The organism is Verrucosispora sp. ts21 (genome assembly GCF_002879555.1).
In the GTDB taxonomy this organism is placed as follows: domain Bacteria; phylum Actinomycetota; class Actinomycetes; order Mycobacteriales; family Micromonosporaceae; genus Micromonospora; species Micromonospora gifhornensis.
Window position 1 is genome coordinate 1 of the sequence record NZ_PNOZ01000066.1, and the last position, 19282, is coordinate 19282.

17 protein-coding genes and 1 tRNA gene are annotated in these 19282 nt (G+C 68.1%); 13 read left to right on the plus strand and 5 right to left on the minus strand.

Annotated elements, in window-relative coordinates; all coding sequences use genetic code 11:
- Window positions 1-30: 30 nt before the first annotated feature.
- Genes C1A38_RS23630 through C1A38_RS23640 form a run of 3 tightly spaced genes read right to left on the minus strand, consistent with a single transcriptional unit; the run spans window position 31 to window position 1141 of the window.
- Window positions 31-489, minus strand: coding sequence for a RidA family protein (locus C1A38_RS23630; protein ID WP_102659929.1), 459 nt, complete (start codon window positions 487-489; stop codon window positions 31-33).
- Window positions 486-641, minus strand: a complete 156-nt coding sequence (gene sp36 / locus C1A38_RS23635) for a Sp36 family protein (RefSeq protein WP_013736319.1) — start codon at window positions 639-641, stop codon at window positions 486-488. The genes C1A38_RS23630 and sp36 overlap by 4 nt, the downstream gene beginning before the upstream one ends.
- 44 nt (window positions 642-685) lie before the next feature.
- Entirely contained in the window at window positions 686-1141 is a 456-nt protein-coding gene (locus tag C1A38_RS23640) for a hypothetical protein (protein ID WP_102659930.1), read from the minus strand.
- Between the two features lie 326 nt (window positions 1142-1467).
- Here C1A38_RS23640 and C1A38_RS23645 point away from each other — a divergent pair, with 326 nt between their 5' ends.
- The 3 genes from C1A38_RS23645 to bagB are packed head-to-tail and all read left to right on the plus strand — an operon-like array spanning window position 1468 to window position 4304.
- On the plus strand, window positions 1468-2094 hold the full coding sequence (locus C1A38_RS23645; protein WP_102659931.1) for an Rv0361 family membrane protein: 627 nt from the start codon (window positions 1468-1470) through the stop codon (window positions 2092-2094).
- A gap of 26 nt (window positions 2095-2120) precedes the next feature.
- Window positions 2121-3098 (plus strand): ATPase BagA, encoded by a 978-nt coding sequence (bagA, locus tag C1A38_RS23650; protein WP_102659932.1) that lies wholly within the window; start codon window positions 2121-2123, stop codon window positions 3096-3098.
- Between the two features lie 54 nt (window positions 3099-3152).
- Complete coding sequence (bagB, locus tag C1A38_RS23655; protein WP_199180308.1) at window positions 3153-4304, plus strand: ArsA family ATPase; 1152 nt, start codon at window positions 3153-3155, stop codon at window positions 4302-4304.
- 19 nt (window positions 4305-4323) lie between these two features.
- On the opposite strand, the gene C1A38_RS23660 is transcribed toward bagB, so the two are convergent.
- Window positions 4324-4656: a WhiB family transcriptional regulator gene (locus tag C1A38_RS23660; protein ID WP_013736324.1), complete on the minus strand. Its 333-nt coding sequence runs from the start codon at window positions 4654-4656 to the stop codon at window positions 4324-4326.
- Window positions 4657-5060: 404 nt separating this feature from the next.
- On the opposite strand from C1A38_RS23660, the gene C1A38_RS23665 reads away from it, so the two are divergent.
- On the plus strand, window positions 5061-7526 hold the full coding sequence (locus tag C1A38_RS23665) for a penicillin-binding protein (protein WP_102659952.1): 2466 nt from the start codon (window positions 5061-5063) through the stop codon (window positions 7524-7526).
- 66 nt (window positions 7527-7592) lie between these two features.
- Here C1A38_RS23665 and C1A38_RS23670 read toward each other — a convergent pair whose 3' ends face one another.
- On the minus strand, window positions 7593-8048 hold the full coding sequence (locus tag C1A38_RS23670; RefSeq protein ID WP_013736326.1) for a GatB/YqeY domain-containing protein: 456 nt from the start codon (window positions 8046-8048) through the stop codon (window positions 7593-7595).
- Window positions 8049-8073: 25 nt separating this feature from the next.
- Between C1A38_RS23670 and C1A38_RS23675 the strand changes: the two genes are divergently transcribed.
- From C1A38_RS23675 to C1A38_RS23715, 9 genes are all read left to right on the plus strand, one after another.
- The gene (locus C1A38_RS23675; protein WP_102659953.1) at window positions 8074-8967 is read left to right on the plus strand and encodes a metallophosphoesterase; all 894 of its coding nucleotides are present in this window, start codon (window positions 8074-8076) and stop codon (window positions 8965-8967) included.
- A gap of 68 nt (window positions 8968-9035) precedes the next feature.
- A tRNA-Pro gene (locus tag C1A38_RS23680) sits at window positions 9036-9109 on the plus strand.
- Between the two features lie 472 nt (window positions 9110-9581).
- Window positions 9582-10511, plus strand: a complete 930-nt coding sequence (locus tag C1A38_RS23685) for an SGNH/GDSL hydrolase family protein (RefSeq protein ID WP_233196989.1) — start codon at window positions 9582-9584, stop codon at window positions 10509-10511.
- A 535-nt stretch (window positions 10512-11046) separates the two neighbouring features.
- Window positions 11047-13053: an iron-containing redox enzyme family protein gene (locus tag C1A38_RS23690; protein WP_102659934.1), complete on the plus strand. Its 2007-nt coding sequence runs from the start codon at window positions 11047-11049 to the stop codon at window positions 13051-13053.
- 38 nt (window positions 13054-13091) lie between these two features.
- The gene (locus tag C1A38_RS23695; protein ID WP_102659935.1) at window positions 13092-14927 is read left to right on the plus strand and encodes a carbamoyltransferase family protein; all 1836 of its coding nucleotides are present in this window, start codon (window positions 13092-13094) and stop codon (window positions 14925-14927) included.
- 209 nt (window positions 14928-15136) lie between these two features.
- A complete protein-coding gene (locus C1A38_RS23700; RefSeq protein WP_102659936.1) occupies window positions 15137-15787 on the plus strand; it encodes a LysE family translocator in 651 nt (216 codons plus the stop codon).
- Window positions 15788-15837: 50 nt separating this feature from the next.
- Window positions 15838-17073, plus strand: a complete 1236-nt coding sequence (locus tag C1A38_RS23705) for an ATP-grasp domain-containing protein (protein ID WP_102659937.1) — start codon at window positions 15838-15840, stop codon at window positions 17071-17073.
- 6 nt (window positions 17074-17079) lie between these two features.
- Window positions 17080-18144 (plus strand): helix-turn-helix transcriptional regulator, encoded by a 1065-nt coding sequence (locus C1A38_RS23710; RefSeq protein WP_102659938.1) that lies wholly within the window; start codon window positions 17080-17082, stop codon window positions 18142-18144.
- Window positions 18145-18193: 49 nt separating this feature from the next.
- Window positions 18194-19228 carry an SGNH/GDSL hydrolase family protein gene (locus C1A38_RS23715; RefSeq protein ID WP_102659939.1) on the plus strand — a complete coding sequence of 345 codons (1035 nt, stop codon included), beginning with the start codon at window positions 18194-18196 and terminating at the stop codon, window positions 19226-19228.
- The last annotated feature ends 54 nt before the right edge of the window (window positions 19229-19282 follow it).

A 19282-nucleotide genomic window follows, 5' to 3' on the forward strand; every position in this document is an offset into this window, starting at 1 on the left:
GGGCGGGGAGGGCGGGGAGGGGGGAGGGGGTCAGGTGACTTCGACGATTACTTCTACCTCGACGGGGGCGTCCAGGGGGAGTTCGGCGACGCCGACGGCGCTGCGGGCGTGGCGGCCGGCTTCGCCGAAGACGGCGCCGAAGAGGTCGGACGCGCCGTTGATGACGGCGGGCTGGCCGGTGAAGCCGGACGCGCTCGCGACGAAGCCGGTCAGCTTGACCACCTTGACGACGTTCTCCAGGCCGACCAGCGCGTCGATCGCACCGAGCGCGTTGAGCGCACACTGCTGGGCGAGCTGCTTGGCCTGATCTGCGGAGACGCCGGCACCGACCTTGCCGGTGGCCAGCAACTTGCCGGCCGAGACCGGCAGCTGCCCGGAGACGTAGACGTGCTGGCCGGACTGCACCGCCGGCAGATAGCTCGCCACCGGCGGCACCACCTCCGGCACCGCCAACCCGAGCTCCGCCAGCTTGGCGTGCGGCCCGCTCATGCCTTCGGCCGCTTCAGGTACGCGACGAGCTGCTCAGGATTCGGTCCGGGTACGACGGAGACGAGTTCCCATCCGTCCTCACCCCAGTTGTCGAGGATCTGCTTGGTCGCGTGGACCAGCAGCGGGACCGTGGCGTATTCCCACTTCTGCATCGTCGGAGAGCTCCCTCGGTGGCATGGACACTTCGGGCCACAGCCTACGGTCCACCGCTCGGCTCGGAGGCGGGACGCGGCTCGGGTGTGGTCGGCAGGTCCCCGCAGGGGCCCCGATGGTCGTACGGCTGGGGGCAACGCGTGCGGTCGGCCAGCAGCAGATCGCAGAAGACCCGGTGGCGGTTGTTCTGGTCGTCGGCGGTCGACACCTCGGTCTCCCCCGCGTCCAGCTCGGGCAGGAAGTTCAGCGAGGTGGCCACCCGGCTGGCCAGGGTGGTCGCGGCGGCCAGGTCGGTCACCTTGATCGGCAGGTGGATGACGTACCCGGGGCTCTCCTCGTCCCGCCCACCGGCCGGCTCCAGGCCCGGCGGGTCGACGGGACGCCGGTAGGACCGCTCGTTGACCGGCAGCCGGCCCAGGGCGGCGACCCCGAGCGGCCTGCCGCCCCCGAGTGCCCCTGACGGGAAGTGGGCTCGGGGGGTGTTTTCCGTGTCGCGCATGCGCTTCCTCCGGGCGTCGTACCTGGTCACGGCATCCCCCGATGATCCGGAGCCGCTGCCCCCGCCCCCGGCCCGGACGTGCCGGAGCGACCGTAGGACGGCCCGCAGGTCCCATCAACCAAGACGCGCGCGCCAAGGGCGTTCGGTCGCATTTGTGACACCTGTCCAGCAGTACGGTGATCGCGCCCCCGCCGCACGGACACCACGCCCCCCGCAGTCCCCACCCGGACCGCTACCCTTCCCGTCTGGACGGGCACCCTGCCCGGCCGCCCGATCCCATCGCTCGCCGACGCCCCGCGGCGATGCGCCCATACCGGGGGGACGCGATGACCCAGCCACCCACCAGCGGCCCGACCGGCCCCACGGAACTGCCGCCCACCTCGCCGCCTGCGCCCACCTCGCCACCCCCGCCCGGTTATCCCCAGACCGGCTATCCCCAGACCGGCTATCCCCCGCCCGGTTACCCGCCGACCGGTTACCCGCCGCACGCGGCACCGGCCGGCCGACCGCCCCGCAAGCGCGGTGCCCTGCTGGCCGCGCTCGCGCTCGCAGTGGTGTTGGTGCTCTGCGCCGGCGGCGGCGTGGCCGCGTTCCTGACGGTGCGGAACGCCGAGTCCGGCGAGGGCGCGTCCGAGCCCTCCGTGGCGGTGGACGAGTTCCTCACCGCGATCTACCAGGAGCGGGATGCGGCGAAGGCGGCCCGCCTGGTGTGCAGCGCCGCCCGGGACCAGCAGAAGATCCGCGCCAAGGTCGCCGAGGTCGAGGAGTACCTCTCGGCTCACCAGAGCCCCCGGTTCCGCTGGGACACCCCGAAGGTGGACAACGAGACAGGTGACCGTGCCACGGTCACCACCACGGTGACGGTGACCACGTCCGATGAGAAGATCGCCGGCCAGGATCTGCGCTTCACCGTGATCCGCAAGACGGGCTGGTGGGTCTGCGAGGTCGCCTGAGCCCGCCGGATGGATAGGCTCGACAGGTGGGAGCTACGCAGCGACCGGCCGATCGGGCCGGCACCGATTGGCCCGCCCGCCTGCACGTGGTGACCGGCAAGGGCGGCACGGGCAAGACCAGCGTGGCTGCCGCGCTGGCTCTGGGCCTGGCCGCCGGTGGGCGTCGCACCCTGCTGGTCGAGGTGGAGGGGCGTCAGGGCATCGCGCAGCTCTTCGGCACGCAGCCACTGCCGTACGCCGAGCGACACCTGGTCGACGCGCGCGACGGCGGCGAGGTGTACGCGCTGGCGGTGGACGCCGAAGAGGCGCTGCTGGAATACCTGGACATGTTCTACAAGCTCGGCGCGGCCGGTCGGGCGCTGCGCAAGCTGGGTGCGATCGACTTCGCCACCACCATCGCTCCCGGGCTGCGCGACGTGCTGCTCACCGGCAAGGTCAAGGAGGCCACCACCCGCACCGCCGACCAGCGACGGGTGTACGACGCCGTGGTGCTGGACGCCCCGCCCACCGGTCGGATCGGCCGATTCCTGAACGTGACAGCCGAAACCGCCCGGCTGGCCAAGGTCGGCCCGATCAAGACCCAGAGCGAGGGGGTCGCGGCGTTGCTGCGCTCGCCGATGACCGCCGTGCACGTGGTGACCCTGCTCGAAGAGATGCCGGTGCAGGAGACGATCGACGCGATCGGCGAGTTGACCTCGCTCGGCTTCGGGGTGGGCAAGGTGATCATCAACGCGGCCCGGCCACCGCTGCCGACGGGACAGCTGGTCACCGAGGCGGAGTTGGAGCACGGGCTGCGCGCCGCCGGGCTGCCGGTCGAGCAGCGGCTCGTCGCCGGCCTGCACGACGAGGCACGTGACCAGGTGATCCGCCGGGAGCTGGAGGATTCACTCCGCGCCGACCTGGTGGAGTTGGGCGTACCGCTTGTGGAGTTGCCGCTGTTGCCCGGTGGGATGGACCGCGCCGGCCTCGACGTCCTCGCCGCAGCCCTGTTGAGGGGCGATTGACTCACACCTTGACGTCGGGCTGGCACGTCAGCGGGGTCGGCCCGATACGCTCAATTGGTGCCTTCCGACAACGCCGCGCCGCCGCTGGACGTCGACCAGATCCTGGCCGACCCCGGCGTACGGATCGTGGTCTGCTGCGGGGCCGGCGGAGTGGGCAAGACGACCACGGCCGCAGCGCTCGCGCTCCGTGCGGCCGAACAGCACGGCCGGCGTACGGTGGTGCTCACCATCGACCCGGCCCGGCGGCTGGCCCAGTCGCTCGGCCTGACCGAGCTGGACAACACGCCCCGGCAGGTCAAGGGGATCGACGTCGAGGCCAGCGGCGGCGAGTTGCACGCCATGATGCTGGACATGAAGCGCACCTTCGACGACGTGGTGCTCGCGCACACCGACCCGGCGAAGGCAGCGGAGATCTTCGCGAACCCCTTCTACCAGGCGATGAGTTCCACCTTCTCCGGCACTCAGGAATACATGGCCATGGAGAAGCTGGGTCAGCTGCACGCCCGGGGCGAGTGGGATCTGATCGTGGTGGACACCCCGCCGTCCCGCTCGGCACTGGACTTCCTCGACGCACCGGCCCGGCTGTCCCGGTTTCTCGACGGACGGATGCTGCGGCTGCTGCTCGCCCCGGCGCGTACCGGCGGTCGCAGCATGTTCAACCTGGTCACCGCGTCCTTCGGGATGTTCTCCCGGGTCGTGCAGAAGGTGCTCGGCACGCAACTGCTTACCGACCTGTCCGGCTTCGTCGCCGCGCTCGACTCGATGTTCGGCGGCTTCCGGCAACGCGCGGAGCAGACGTATCGCATCCTGCAGGCCCGCGAGACGGCGTTTCTGCTGGTCGCGGCCCCCGAGCCGGACGCGGTCCGGGAAGCCGCCTACTTCGCCGGGCGGCTACGCGAGGAGAAGATGCCGCTCGTCGGTCTGGTGCTCAACCGGGTGCACCGTCCGGCGGTGCCCGAGTTGGACGCTGAGACCAGCCGGGCCGCCGCTGACCGGCTGCGGTCGGTCGGTGGCCACGAGGGCACGGTCGAGGTGCTGCTCGCGCACGCCACCCTGGCCGAGCAGGCGGTCCGCGAACGGCAGGTGGCCACGCGGTTCACCGAGGAGTTCCCGCAGGTGCCGACCGTGTCGGTGACAGCGCAGCCCGCCGACGTGCACGACGTCGACGGGCTACGCACGATCGCAGCGGCGATCAGCCGCTCCTGAACGGCGGTCGGTACGGCAATCAGTCGTTGCCGACCGCGCCGGTGGTGACGAGGATCTTGTCCTTGCCACTCTTGTCCTTGGCGTTCTTCTTCATCGCCGCTTCGAACATCTTGCGCCAACTGGCGACCTGCGGATGGCGGCGCAGCAGCGCCCGGCGTTCGCGTTCGGTCATGCCGCCCCACACGCCGAACTCGATTCGATTGTCCAGCGCGTCGGCCAGGCACTCGTACCGGACTGGGCAGCTACGGCAGATCCGCTTCGCCACGTTCTGTTCGGCGCCCTGTACGAACAACGCGTCCGGGTCCCCGTTCTGACACGCCGCCAGCGACGGCCAGTCAGTGATCATGCCCATCTGTACTCGTCCCCCCTTGCAGTACTACCGACGCCGTCGCGGGCCAGCCGGCAATTCCCCCCGATCGACCGGCACGCCTCACCCCAAGGCGGCACGGACGACTCATGTGGCGCTCTCGCCGCCCCCATCATGCTCTGTAGTTGCCCGATTACGCAACGTTGTCGGCCAAATCCATCATTCCGGACAACCCCGGCTTCTCGGGCCAGGGACCGCCGCTTACCCCACCGGAGTCCGCGAAAACGCTGCGAGCCGCCCCCGCGTGGAGGAAACTCAGCACGGAATCACGCAACCGGACACCCGGTGCCACGCGTCTAGCACAACGAGACCGGCGCACGCAGGAAATGGGGAAAAGACGCCCCAGCGCCGCTCGTTACCTGTTCGCGTACCCTGTCGAGGTGACCTGGATGCGGAAACGTGACCATAACGTCCTGACCAATGCCGCATCGCTGCTCATCTGTGGGCTGCTGGCCGGCGTGGTCGTCGCCGCTGCGGCCTTTCCCGCGGTGGCGATGTCGGGTTTGGCCGCGAAGGCGGGCGCAGACACCTTCGGCGCGCTGCCGGGGGAACTGACCATGGCCCGCGCCCCACAAATCAGTTATCTGCTCGCTTCTGACGGCAAGACGCCGCTGGCCACGATGTACGACGAGAACCGACGCGACGTCAAGTTCGAGGACATCTCGCCGTACATGCGCGCAGCGATCATCGCCGCGGAGGACCACGACTTCTACAAGCACAACGGAGTCGACCTCAACGGCGTGGCCCGCGCCTTCGTCAACAACAGCTCCGCCACCAACGACCGGCAGGGCGCCTCGACGCTGACCATGCAGTTCGTCCGGATGAGCATCGCCTACACGGCGACGCACCCCGCCGACGTGCTCGCCGCGACCGAGGACACCAGCGCGCGGAAGCTGCGCGAGATGCGCTACGCCCTCCAGCTCGACAAGGAGATGTCGAAGGACGAGATCCTGGAGCGCTACCTGAACCTCGCCGCCTTCGGCAACGGCGCGTACGGCATCTTCGCCGCCAGCCAGGTCTACTTCAACAAGAAGCCCAAGGACCTGACGATCGACGAGGCCGCCATGCTGGCCGGCCTGGTCAAGGCCCCCACCTCGTTCGACCCGACCACCAAGAGCGGCTACCCGCAGGCGGTCGCCCGGCGCGACTACGTGATCGACCACATGGTCACCACCGGGGCGATCACCAAGGAGCAGGCCGAGAAGGCCAAGGCCGTCAAGCTGGTGGTGAAGGGCAAGCGCGCGCCGAACGGCTGCGTCGCCACCAACAAGAACGCCTGGGGCTTTTTCTGCGACTACTTCTACCGCTGGTGGATGTCGCAGGAGACGTTCGGCGCCACCTCGTACGACCGGGAGCGGCGGCTCAAGAGCGGCGGCTACACCATCGTCACCACGCTGGACAAGCAGGCCCAGGACGGCGCCGACAAGGCGGTCCGCGCCGCCAAGCCGGTGACCGCCAAGGAAGCTGTGATGATCGCCGTGATCGAGCCCGGCACCGGTCGGGTACGCGCCCTGTCGGTCAACCGGAACTTCAAGCTCGACAACCCGAAGAACCCGAAGAACCGCCCGCACAGCGACCCGGTCCAGCGCGCCAAGGGCAAGCTCGGCAACTACCCGAACACGGTGAACCCGTTGCTGACCGGTGGCGACGGCATCACCGGCTACCAGGCCGGCTCGGTGTTCAAGATCTTCACCATCGTGGCCGCGCTGGAGAAGGGAATCCCCCTCAGCTACACCATCAACGCGCCGCAGCAGTTCAAGTCGGAGTACATCCTCCGCCAGGGTGCCCCGGCCACCTGCCCGGGCACGCACTTCTACTGCCCGACCAACTCGAACAAACAGCCGGGCGGCGTGAAGGACATGTGGAGCGCCTTCTCGGCCTCGACCAACACCTACTTCGTGCCGCTGCAACAGCAGATCGGCGCGGCGAACGTGGTCGACGCGGCCAAGCGGCTGGGCATCCAGTTCCGGGTCACCAAGGAGAACGACTGGGCCAACGACAAGACGGCCGCCAACCAGTGGGGCGCGTTCACCCTGGGTGTCACGGACACCACGCCGCTGGAGTTGGCGAACGCGTACGCCACGCTTGCTGCTGACGGCAAGTACTGCGAGCCGACCCCGGTGCAGGAGATCCGCGACCTGAACGGCAACAAGCTGGACGTGGCCAACCCGCGCTGCGAGAAACGGATCAGCACGGAGGTGGCCCGCGCGGCCGTCGACGCGGCCCGCTGCCCGGTCGGTGACAACTCCTCCACCAGCAAGTGCGGCGGCAGCCGTACGGCCGCCAACGGCCGCTGGGTCGTCGGCAAGCCGATCGCCGGCAAGTCCGGCACCACCGACGCGGAGAAGTCCGCCTCCCTGGTCGCGATGACCAAGCAGTACGCGGTGGCCGGCATCCTGGCCGACCCGGACTGGCCGCAGACCAACGTCAAGATGAAGCACAACGCTCCCGACGGCATCAACCCGCCGGTCTTCCAGACGCTCAAGGCCGCCATGGCGGGCAAGAAGGCGATCAACTTCGACCCACCGGGACAGAAGATCGCGTTGGGCGACCAGCGGAGCATCCCCGGGGTCCGGTGCCTCAGCATCGACCAGGCGAAGTCCCGCCTCTCCGGTGCCGGCTTCACGCCCATCGTGTCGAGCGCTCGGGTCACCTCGGACTGCCCGGCCGGCAGCGCCGCCGGCACCAGCCCGGAGGGCCGCACCATCAAGGGCGGCATCGTGACCATCACGGTCAGCGCCGGCGGCGGCGGAAGCAACGACGATGACGACGACGACGACAATGGTCGACCCGGCAATGGTCGACCGGGCAACGGGCCACCCACCCGGCCGGGGACAGACCGGCCTGGCGGCTGACCGCGACCTGTAACGCCGAACGGGCGGGCACTCCTCACGGAGTGCCCGCCCGTTTTCTTCGGCGGCTCAGAGACCGAGCTGGCGGCGTACCTCGGCGGCCACCCGGCCTCCCTCGGCCCGGCCGGCCACGGCTGCCTGGGCCGCCTTCATCGCCGGGCCCATCTGGGCCTTGCCGGTGAAGCCGCCCGCGGCGAGCGCCCCCGCGACCAGATCGGTCAGTTCGGCGTCGGAGAGCTGTTGCGGCAGGTAACGCTCCAGCACCTCGCCCTCGGCGGTCTCCTTGGCGGCCTGCTCGGTACGCCCCGCGTCGGAGAACGCCGTCGCGGCCTCCCGACGCTTCTTGGCCTCCTTGGTCAGCACGGCCAGCACCTCGTCGTCGCTGAGCTCGCGCTTGGCCTTGCCGGCGACCTCGGCCGTGCCGACGGCGGCCAGGGCCATCCGCAGGGTGGAGGTGGTCAATTCGTCGCGGGCCTTGAGGGCGGCGCGCATGTCGGCGGTGAGACGGTCCTTCAGCGTGCTCATGGACGCCCAAACTACCCTGATCGGCATGCGAAAGCGCACACTATTCCGGCTCGCGACCGCCACCGTCGTGACGGGCGCCGCCGCCCTGGCGTACGCCTCCCTGGTCGAGCGCAACATGTTCACGCTGCGGCGCTTCGACGTCCCGGTGCTGCCTGCCGGCACCGAGCCGCTGCGCGTCCTGCACCTGTCCGATCTGCACATGACCCCCAACCAGGTACGCAAACAGCACTGGGTGGCCTCGCTCGCCGCCCTCGATCCCGATCTGGTCGTGGTGACCGGCGACAACATGGCCCATCCGGAGGCGGTGCCGGGGGTGCTCCGGGCGCTGCAACCGCTGCTCGACTACCCCGGTGCCTTCGTCTTCGGCTCCAACGACTACACCGGGCCGGTCTGGAAGAACCCGTTCAGCTACTTCCTGCCGGACCGGGAGTACACCGAGGGGGTCGAGCTGCCCTCCGAGGAGCTGCGAGACGTCCTCATCGGGGCCGGTTGGGCCGATCTGAACAACCGGCGGAGCACCGTCAAGGCCGGTGGTCGGGCGATCGACATGGCCGGCGTCGACGACCCGCACGTCGAGCGGGACGACTACACAGCGGTGGCCGGCCCGGTCTCCGCCTCGGCGGATCTCTCCATCGCACTCACCCACTCCCCCGAGCCGGCGCTGCTCGACGAGATGGCCGCCGACGGCTTCGCGTTGCTGCTCGCCGGTCACACGCACGGCGGCCAGGTCTGCGTACCGGGCGTGGGGGCGCTGGTGACCAACTGCGGGCTGCCCCGGTCGATGGCGAAGGGCCTGCACCGTTGGCCCGGTTCGGACGCCTGGTTGCACGTCTCCGCCGGTCTCGGCACCCACCCGACCGCGCCGGTCCGGTTCGCCTGCCGCCCCGAGGCCAGCCTGCTCACCCTGATCCCCCGCTGACCGTCCCGCCCACGGGGGTACCGAGTTTGACCCTCGGGACGAGTGGGCTACTATTTGTCGGCACGCCTCGGGGTGTGGCGCAGCTTGGTAGCGCGCTTCGTTCGGGACGAAGAGGTCGTCGGTTCGAATCCGGCCACCCCGACAGATGCGAGGCCCTGATCAGCAACACGCTGGTCAGGGCCTCGCGTTCTATCTACGGCTCGGGACGCAGGACCTGCCCTCCTGAGTGCGAGACGGCGCACCAGAGTCCGATCACACTCCCGCAGGTCGCCCGTTTCCTGGCGACACCGCCGCCCGCCTCAACCAGGGCAGTTCCTTGCTAAAGCAAATTGCTACCGCAAACGTACTGAGACACGCGCAATATTTGCTTGTTCAGGAATCCTCCACTCAACTCAGGATAAACCAGACAGGTGTCAGTTCTTTGACACACACCACTGTCTCCTCACCACTCATCGTGTTACCGTACTGACCGAAACAGCGATCGTACGGGTTGTGAGCCCTGGCTGGGAATTTCAATGGGGGGAACAGTGCGTTGTCCTAGCTCGGCGCGGTCCGAGTTGACGCCGCAGATGCTCGTATACGATGATTTCGACCATCGCAGCCAGGCTCGCTGGATGTCCTATGTGATGTATTTCCACCGGGTCAACTACCGATCTCCCGTAATTAACACCGATCGTTTGGGCTTTCGCATTTCGCATGGCGCCGACAGTCAGACCTCGGCGGGTGGTGAGCCGACAAACGGCCCGGTCCGATTACTGGCGGGCAGTTCGATGGCAATGGGCATCGGAGCGACCTGTGATCAGGCGACGCTCGCCTCGCGACTGTGGACCACCCATGCGCCGTCGCGACCGTGGTTGAACTTTGCCGGGCGCAGTCATTCCTCCGCTCAGGAACTGCTGCTCTTCCTCTTCTATCGGCACCTGTTGCCACCGGTGGAGGAAATCGTCATCCTCTCCGGGCTGAACAACCTGGCCCTGGCGCGGCTTCCCGCCAGCCAACGCGGTGATGACGGCGCCTTCTTCAACTGTGGCGACTACTTCGGCCAGATGGACAAGCTCAAGTCCCAGTTCCGGACGCACCACTTCGGGTCAGGCGGTCAGCAGACCGGCGGCGACGAACCCGTCCGCCCGCTCCAGGTGCGGATCGAGGACGCCGTAGCGCTGACGATCCGGCACCTGGAGTCCTGGAAGCAGCTCTGTGCCGGCACCGACACGAGGATCACCTTCGTGCTGCAACCCCTGGCCACCTGGGTACGCGAGACGGCCGCACCCCAGGAGAGACGACTCTTCGACGAACTGGACAAGATCTCGAACTTCTGGGAGTTGTTCGGTGACATCGCCACCAGGGAGACGGCCCGAAGGTACGCGGAACTGCTGCAGTTGGGTTGCGAGAAAATCGATGTCAACTTCCTGGACATCAATCCGCTCCTCGCGAACAGCGCCGCGGACGACAGCTGGCTCTATGTCAATCGAGCGCACATGACCGATTACGGACTCGACCTGGTGGCGCAGTTACTGGCCAGCGAGCTGGATCTGTCGCGCTAGATCATCGGTTCACCATCACAAGTGAGGACAGGAACATGAACCTGCTGCGCAGGATCTTCGGGAAGATCTTCGGTCGCAAGAAGAAGCCGAAGAACGACGCCTCGATCTACCCGATGTTCTAGCCGGCTCCGCAACAGCGGCGCCACCACCTTTCGCACCAGTGCTGGAGAGCGGGCTGCGTCGCGCTTTCCGTGCCTGACCGAATCGGTTCAGCCGTGGTCGAACGCCGGTAGGGCCGAAGCGTCACAGGACGAACCTTTCTGCAGTGAACGGACGATACCTCCGCTCCGAGCTCCTCGCGACGACGCAAGGTGAAAACGCCCGGTTACGGGCGTGTGTGCGGACTAGTCGAGGGATGACAGTGTCAACGAATGCCGTCCACGAGTCGGGCCAGAATGCCGCCCGACAGCTTGGTCAACAGGATCACTCTCGCCGGCTCTATGTCATCGCGGTTGATCCCGAGACCTCATTTCCCGGAACTCCATTTATCGAACGGATCCGGGCGGAGATCGGTGACATCGCCGGTCGTGAGCCCATGCCGGCCACGCTCGATGAACTGCGGGCCGAAGTGGTGCGGTGGTGTGCCGCCGAGGCCGATCGCTTCGAGGGGCTGGTCAGCGCGTCTGCGGATCCACTGACCACGGATTCCCTCGTACGCCGCGCCGCGCTCGCGGCGGCACCACTCGCGCTGCGGTCGGGTGCCTGGCTTCAGTGGCAGAGCGCGCCGGGCAATGCCGACGACGCGACCGTACTGCGGATTCTGACCCTTTATGCCTCGGATGTCGGTGTCGGTCGGCCGCAGGATTCCCGAGGCAGCGTCTACCTGTCCCTGCTGCGTCAACTGCACCTGTCCGAGCACGCCGCTCCGGTGGCCCGGCTGGTGCACGACCCTCGGGTGGCGGACCACCACTTCCATCTGCCCGCGACTCTGCTGGCGATGAGCAGGCGACCGGAGGACTTCCGACCCGAACTCGTCGGCGCGGACCTGTGTCTGCGTACGGTCGGATTGCTGCCGGCGTTGAGACTTGTGCGCCAGGTGCATCCGCAGCTCGTGGACTGGACCGCGATCGACCCGTCCGCCGCCCGCGCCGGCGACGAGCTCTCGGGGCTCCAGCTCTGCCTGGCGATCGTCGAGAACGGGTTCGACGACGGTGAGCTGGCTCGGGTGCGTACCGGCTTCCAGTGGGCGTTCACGGTGCTGAAGCGGTGGAGCGGAAGCCTGTTCGCCGAGCTCGACGAGGCCCGTGACCCGGCGTACGAGATGGCCGAGTTGTTGCGCCACCGGGCCCGCGAGGGCGCGGTGTACCACCAGGTCTTCGCCATCGCCGGTCGGTCGCTCTCCGACTGGCTCCAGGACGCCCGGACCGACCCCAGCGAGCTGCTGGCCGAGCTGGCGAAGAGCCGCCTGGTCAAGCCGGGGCGGTCCGCGGACAGTCCGCTGGTCAACGGCCTCGTCAGTGAGCGTGGCCCGATGTTCCGGGTCTTCTCTCCGGCCGACCTGCTCGTCATCCGCCGATGGATCGACTCGCTGCCCACCCGGCAGCCCGAGCCCGAGCCGCCGAAGAGGGCCCCTGAGGCAGATGCCGTGTCGGCGAAGCTGCTGGCGACCGTCATGGCCGGCCCGGTCGACGACGGCCGGGAACCGGGTGACATCCGGGAGGCGTACCACCTGCTGCAGCAGCGGACGGACACCCCGGCGATCCGCCGGTTCGCCCTGGACTACGTGCGGGGCTGGCTGGCTCGGTCCCGGCACAGGATGGCGTCGGATCCGCAGCGCCTACCCGATGTCTGGGGACGCGAAGGTCTGCGCCCCTGGCTGGTCGAGCAACATGACCGGCAGGGACGTGACTTCGAGGCGTCGGCCACCACCCCGATGCCGACCCGGGAAGAGCTGATCGACTCCACCGTGCAGCTGGCACCGTTGACGCTTATCGACGGTGCCTGGCTGCAGGGGTTCACCGACTACGAACACGCCGCCTCGGAACAGGGCTACTTCCTGTTCGAGACCTACTGGGACGAGCTCGGCAACGGGGTGCCGCGGCTGAACCATCCGCTCATCTACCGGCAGGTGCTCGCCGAGATGGACATCAAGGTGCCGCCGACCGCATCGCGCGAATTCGCCATGTGGGAAGGGTTCCGGGACGAGTCCTTCGAACTGCCGGTGTACTGGCTGAGCATCGGGCGTTTTCCGCGGACGTTCATGCCGGAGATCCTCGGGCTGAACCTGGCCATGGAGCTGTCCGGGGTGGGTGGCACCTACCGGCGGGCGCGCCAGGCGCTGAAGAAGTACGGCTTCTCCACGAAGTTCGTCGACATCCACAACACCATCGACAACGTCGCCACCGGACACTCCGCCTGGGCCGCCGACGCGGTCGACACCTACCTCGCCTCGCTGCCCGTGTCCCATGGCGCCGGAGCGGTCGCCGAGGTCTGGGAGCGGGTACGCACCGGATTCCGATCGCTCAACCCACCGTCCGGCCTGCTGGCCCGGCGGGCGTTTCGTCGCGCCCGCAGGGCCAGCAGATCGCTCGCCACCATCTGATCGACCGACGCACCACACCCACACTGAGGAGATCGATCGTGGGAAAGCTGGTTCTGGGCTTGTCCGCTTACTACCACGACAGCGCGGCCGTGCTGGTGCGGGACGGAGAGCCCATCGCTGCCGCCCAGGAGGAGCGCTTCACCCGTAAGCGCCACGACCCGGCCTTTCCGGCGGAGGCGGTGAAGTACTGCCTGGCTGAAGGCGGTGTCGGGCTCGACGATGTGGATGCGGTCGCCTACTACGAGGATCCGAAGCTGAAGTTCGGCCGGGTGCTGACGAGCTTCGCCGCCTCGTCGCCCTTCTCTCTGGAGGCCTTCACCCGGGTCCTACCGGAATGGACGTCCTGGAAGCGCGACACGGTCGGGCGGGTGCGCCGGTCGCTTGCCGAGCTGGGACTGGGCGCGGTCCCGGAGATCAACGTCCGGCGGCATCACGAATCCCACGCGGCCTCCGCGTTTCTGCCGAGCCCGTACGAGTCGGCAGCGGTGTTGTGCATCGACGGCGTCGGTGAGTGGGCCACCACCACGCTCTGGCACGGCCAGGGCAGTCGGATCCGCCACCTGGCGGAGATCAGGTACCCGCATTCACTGGGCATGCTCTACTCGGCGTTCACCTACTTCTGCGGATTCAAGGTCGACTCCGGCGAGTACAAGCTCATGGGCCTGGCCCCGTACGGCGTGCCGCGCTACGCGGACGTGATCCGGCAGCATCTGATCGACGTCAAGGACGACGGCTCGTTCCGGCTCAACATGAGCAACTTCGAGTTCCTGCGCGGTCAGGTCATGACCGGTCGCGGGTTCGAGCAGTTGTTCGGTGGGCCGCGCCGCGAGCCGGAGAGCCCGCTGACCGAGCGGGAGTTCGATCTGGCCGCGTCGGTGCAGCTTGTCACCGAGGAAGTGGTGCTCAAGCTGGCCCGGACCGCCCGCGAGATGACCGGTGAGGCCAACCTCTGCCTGGCCGGTGGCGTGGCGCTGAACTGCGTGGCCAATGGCAAGGTCATCCAGGAGAAGATCTTCGATTCGGTGTGGGTGCAGCCCGCCGCCGGTGACGCCGGTGGGGCCCTGGGTGCCGCGCTGATGGTGGCCACGGAACTCGGTGCGCCGCGCGCACATCTCGCCGAGGGCGGCGACGGGATGTCCTCCTCGCTGCTCGGTCCCGGGTTCAGCGACGAGGAGATCGCGCGTTTCCTGGACGACCTGGGTGTGCCGTACACCCGGTTGGACGAGGAGTCCATCGCCAAGCACGTGGCGGAGGAGCTGGCCACCGGCAAGATCGTCGGCTGGTTCCAGGGTCGGATGGAGTTCGGTCCGCGTGCGCTCGGGGCGAGGTCGATCATCGGTGACCCCCGCGATGTCGACATGCAGTCGACGATGAACCTGAAGATCAAGTTCCGGGAGTCGTTCCGGCCGTTCGCCCCGTCAGTGCTGGCCGAGGAGGTCGAGGAGTACTTCGACCTGCACCAGGAGAGCCCGTACATGCTGGTCGTGGCGCCGGTCGCGAAGCAGCGGCGACTGGACGCCGAGGAGTCGGCGCAGGCCACCGGGCTGGACCGGCTGAAGGTCCACCGTTCGACCATCCCGGCGGTCACCCACGTCGACCATTCGGCGCGGGTGCAGACCGTGACCGCGTCGTCGAACCCGACCTATCACCGCCTGCTTACCGCGTTCAAGCAGGTGACGGGCTGCCCGGTCCTGGTGAACACCTCGTTCAACGTCCGTGGCGAGCCGATCGTGGCCACGCCGTACGACGCGTACCAGTGCTTCATGCGCACCAACATCGACCTGCTTGCGCTTGGCAACTTCCTGCTGAACAAGGCCGACCAACCCGCGTGGCGAGAGCAGGGCGACTGGCGCAAGGAGATCGCCCTGGACTGATCGACCACCACTTCGCCCACAAGGATTGATCATGAAAATCTTATGGTCGTTGATCTACTTTCTGGTATTCGTGCCGGTCGGCATCTTCTTTCGGCTCTTCCGCGATCCGCTCCGTCGGAAGTGGCAGCCGGAACTGAGCACGTACTGGATTTTCGACGAGAGACCGCGTTGACACCGGCCACCGGTCGGCAGAACCAGGAGAGCAGCACGTGATCGGTATCGACGCAGGGTTGGGCATCGCCGCGGTGGCGCTGGCGATGGTGCTCACCCCCGGCCCAAACATGATCTACCTGGTCTCCCGGTCGATCACCCAGGGTCGGGCCGCCGGCCTGATCTCCCTGCTCGGCGTGGCGGTCGGGTTCTTCGTCTACCTGCTCGCCGCGGTGACCGGCGTTTCCGCGGTGTTCGCGCTGGTACCGACCATGTACACGGCAATCAAGATCGCCGGCGCGTGCTATCTGCTGTGGCTCGCCTGGAACGCCATCAAACCCGGCGGCCAGTCGGCGTTCTCGCCGAAGGATCTGCCCATCGACCGGCCCCGGAAGCTGTTCTCGATGGGCCTGATGACCAACCTGCTGAATCCCAAGATCGCCGTTCTGTACGTGTCGTTGCTCCCGCAGTTCGTCGACCCGGCCAAGGGCGACATCGCGATGCAGAGCCTCTCCCTGGGACTGATCCAGATCACGGTGGCGCTCACCGTCAACTGTCTGATCGTGCTCACCGCAGGCTCGGTCTCCTCCTTCCTCGCCCGGAAGCCGACCTGGTTGCGGGCACAGCGCTACGCCATGGGGACGGTGCTCATCGGTCTCGCGGTGAGCATGGCCTTCGACCGAACGGAAGCAGCAGCACCCCGACAGTGATTCACCCGTTCGAATCGGGACATCGACGCAGACGCGAGGAGGCCGTCCTGATGAAGCCGCACATTCTGATCATCCACCGCTGGCGTGACCACCACGCCGGGTACGCGGACTACCTCGACCACGACCTCCACCACGTCACCTACATATGCACCGAACTGGCCACCGCCTCGGTTCCTGCCGCAGCGTCCGCCGTGTCGATCGTCGCGGCCACCGATCGCCTGGACCTGATGAGCGCCGCTGCCAACGGATTGATCGAGCGATTCGGCCGGCCCGAACGGATCATCGCTCTGAACGAGGGCGATCTCGACACGGCGGCCGAGCTACGCGCCCAGCTGGCGGTGGCCGGCGATCATCCCGATCAGCTCGCTCCGTTCCGTGACAAGCTGGTGATGGCGCAGACCGTGGTGGCGGGCGGCGTCGCCATCCCGGAGTTCGCCGACGCACCCGACATCGAGGCCGTCGTGCGCTTCGCGGACCTGCACGGCTGGCCGGTGATCGTCAAACCACGACGGGGCACGGCGAGCCGGGACGTGCTGCGCCTGAACTCGGTCGACGATCTGGTCCAACTCGACCGGCTCGCGCCCGAACCACGGATGGTGCAGACCTTCTGCCCGGATCAGGTCTTCCACATCGACGGCCTCTGGACCGGCTCCGAACTGGGTCCCTGGCGGGCTTCGCGCTACGTGAACACCTGCATGGAGTTCGCCGCCGGGGACGTGCTCGGCTCGGTGGAGGTGGACGACCCCGAGCTGCTCGGCCCGCTTGGCGAGTTCCTCGCCAGGGCCTGCGCCGCCTTCGGCGACGAGCCGTGGGTGTTCCACATGGAAGCGTTCGTCGGCCACCGGGCCGACGGCAGCATCCGGATCAACTTCCTGGAAGCCGGTTCCCGGGTCGGTGGCGCGGAGATCCCGTTCGTCTGGCGCGAGGTGCACGGCGTGGACCTGGTGGAGGCCGCGGTGCACATCCAACTCGGCCGCCGCCCGATCGTACGGTCGATCGCCGGTCAGCGGGTCGGCGGTTGGCTTCTGGTGCCGACCCCGGTGCCCGCGCCGTGCCGGATCACCGTGGCGGAACTCGACCTGCCACCGGCCGAGTGGCCCTACGCCCGGGTGATCCCGGACGTGGGCACCGTGATTCCCAAGGCCGGCGGCTACGAGCACGTCGGGGCCCGGTTCCGGTTCTCCGGGGCGGCGACCGACGACGTGGAGAAGGCCATCCGCCGTACGGCCGGCCAGCTCTGGTTGGAATGCGTGCCCAGCCAGTCGGACCTACCGGTCGCGGGCTGACCCGTGATGACTGCCTCGTTGTCCTTTCTCAGCCATCCGCGCGGCCCGTTGAGCAGCGTCGAGTCCAGGGTGTACGAGTTCGCGGTGCTGGGAAACCGGATCGACGCCGACTGCCCGCCGCCGGAGGTCGGCATCAGCAGGAGCGACTGGGCCCACGCCTGCGAGAGCCTGCTGCGACGCCGGTTGCTCTCCCGTGCCGACGACGGTGACCTGACCGCGGTGCACCCCGAGATCGCGTTGAGCATTCTCAACGCGCCGCTCAGCGACGAGATCCGGCAGCGCGAGGAGGCGATGGCCACCAACGGCCGGGTGATCCAGTCGATAAGCATGCGGCTGGCTCAGCTGGCCGAGAACGGCAGGCAGCGCGACGGCGTCCGGGTGGTCCGTGGCGAGCAGGCTCTCCGCGACGAGATCGACGCGGCGATCCTGCGCTGCACCACGGAGATCCACTCACTGCGTCCGGGCGGCAGGCGTTCGCAGGATCACTTCAGCGCCTCCGCGACGTCGGCGAGTTCGATCTTCGAACGTGGATTGCGGTGCCAGTTCCTCTACCACCACACGGCCCGCTCCAACCTGGGCCTGGTCGCCCGGGCCAAGGCGGTCGCGGAGCACGGCGGTGGCATCCGTACCACCGCGGCGAGCTTTGAGCGCCTGGTCATTTTCGATCGCAAGCTGGCGTTCATCCCGGTCGACGGGCCGGGAGCGGCGGATCGGGGTGCCGCGGTCATCTCCGACGAGCTGGTGGTGGAGTACCTGTACCGCACGTTCGTGCACCTCTGGGCCAACGCGGTCCCGCTCGAACTGCCCGAGGACCAGATGGACGAGGTCTCCCTGGACACCAGGATGGCGATCCTCCGGCTGATGTCCGCCGGGCTGAAGGACGAGGCGATCGCCAATCGGCTGGGCATGGCCCTGCGTACCTGCCGACGGCACATCTCCTCGATCCTTAAGGGCCTCAATGTCTCCAGCCGGTTCCAGGCCGGCATCAAGATCGCCCAGCTCGGCATCCTCACCGACGAGGTGATCGATTCCGAGCAGTCCGGCCGGACCGACATCAGCCCGCTGTGGTGACCCGTGCAGGTCGCCCTTCCCCCGTACCGACAAGGAGAGCCGAGCAGAGATGAAGCTCCAGCGTGAGATCCTGACGCCCCAGATGCTGCAGTACGACAGCTTCTCGTCCCGCGGCGAGACCGAGTACGTGCCGTACCTGATGTATTTCAACCGGCCGAACTACCGGTCGGACGCGATCAACACCGACCGGCTGGGTTTCCGCATCTCGCACGGCGCCACCGAGCAGGCATCGGTCGGCAGCAGCATGCCCAAGGGTCCGGTCCGTCTGCTTGTCGGCGGCTCCGTACCGCTCGGCTACGGCTCCACGAGCGACGCGGCCACCATGGCCTCGCGACTGTGGACCCAGCACGCTCCGTCGCGTCCGTGGCTCACGTACGCCGGGCACTGCTACAACTCCACCCAGGAGCTGCTGTTGTTCCTGCTCTACCGGCATCTGCTGCCGCCGGTCGAGGAGATCGTCATCTTCAGCGGCTTCAACACCCTGGTGATGTCCCGACTCGTCGAGATGCACCGCGCGGACCAGGGCCCGTTCTACTTCTGCGGCGAGTTCTTCGAGCAGATGGAGGAGGTCAAGTCCCGGCACCGCAAGTCGTCCCGTGGCTTCGGTCGCCGTAACAAGCCGGCGGTGCCGGCCTGGCCCTCGCCCGACGAGGTGCGGCCGAAGCTCGACGACGCGATCGCCAGCGCGGTCGACCTGGTCGGCCGGCACCTGGACAGCTGGCAGGTGCTCGCCGCGGCCACCGGCGCCCGGGTCACCTTCGTGCTGCAGCCGCTGGCCACCTGGCTGCGCGAGGAGACCGCACCCCAGGAAAAGCTGATCTTCGACGAGCTGGACCGGATCTCCAAGCTGGGCACCTGGGAGGCGCTGTACGGCGACGTCGCCTCGGTGGAGGCCGGGCAGCGGTACGCCGACGCGCTCGCACCGGCCTGCGAGAAGCGGGGCGTACGGTTCGTCAACCTCAACCCGGTGCTGCGCGCGGCCGTGACCGACCAGACCTGGCTGTACGTCGACCGGGCCCACCTGACCGACGAGGGCAACGACATCGTCGCCGCGCTGCTCGCCGAGCAACTCGGCCTGTCCTGAGACCCGGCCGATGACCAGGAAGCCATCGAACCACCACGAAAAGGTGCTCAACTG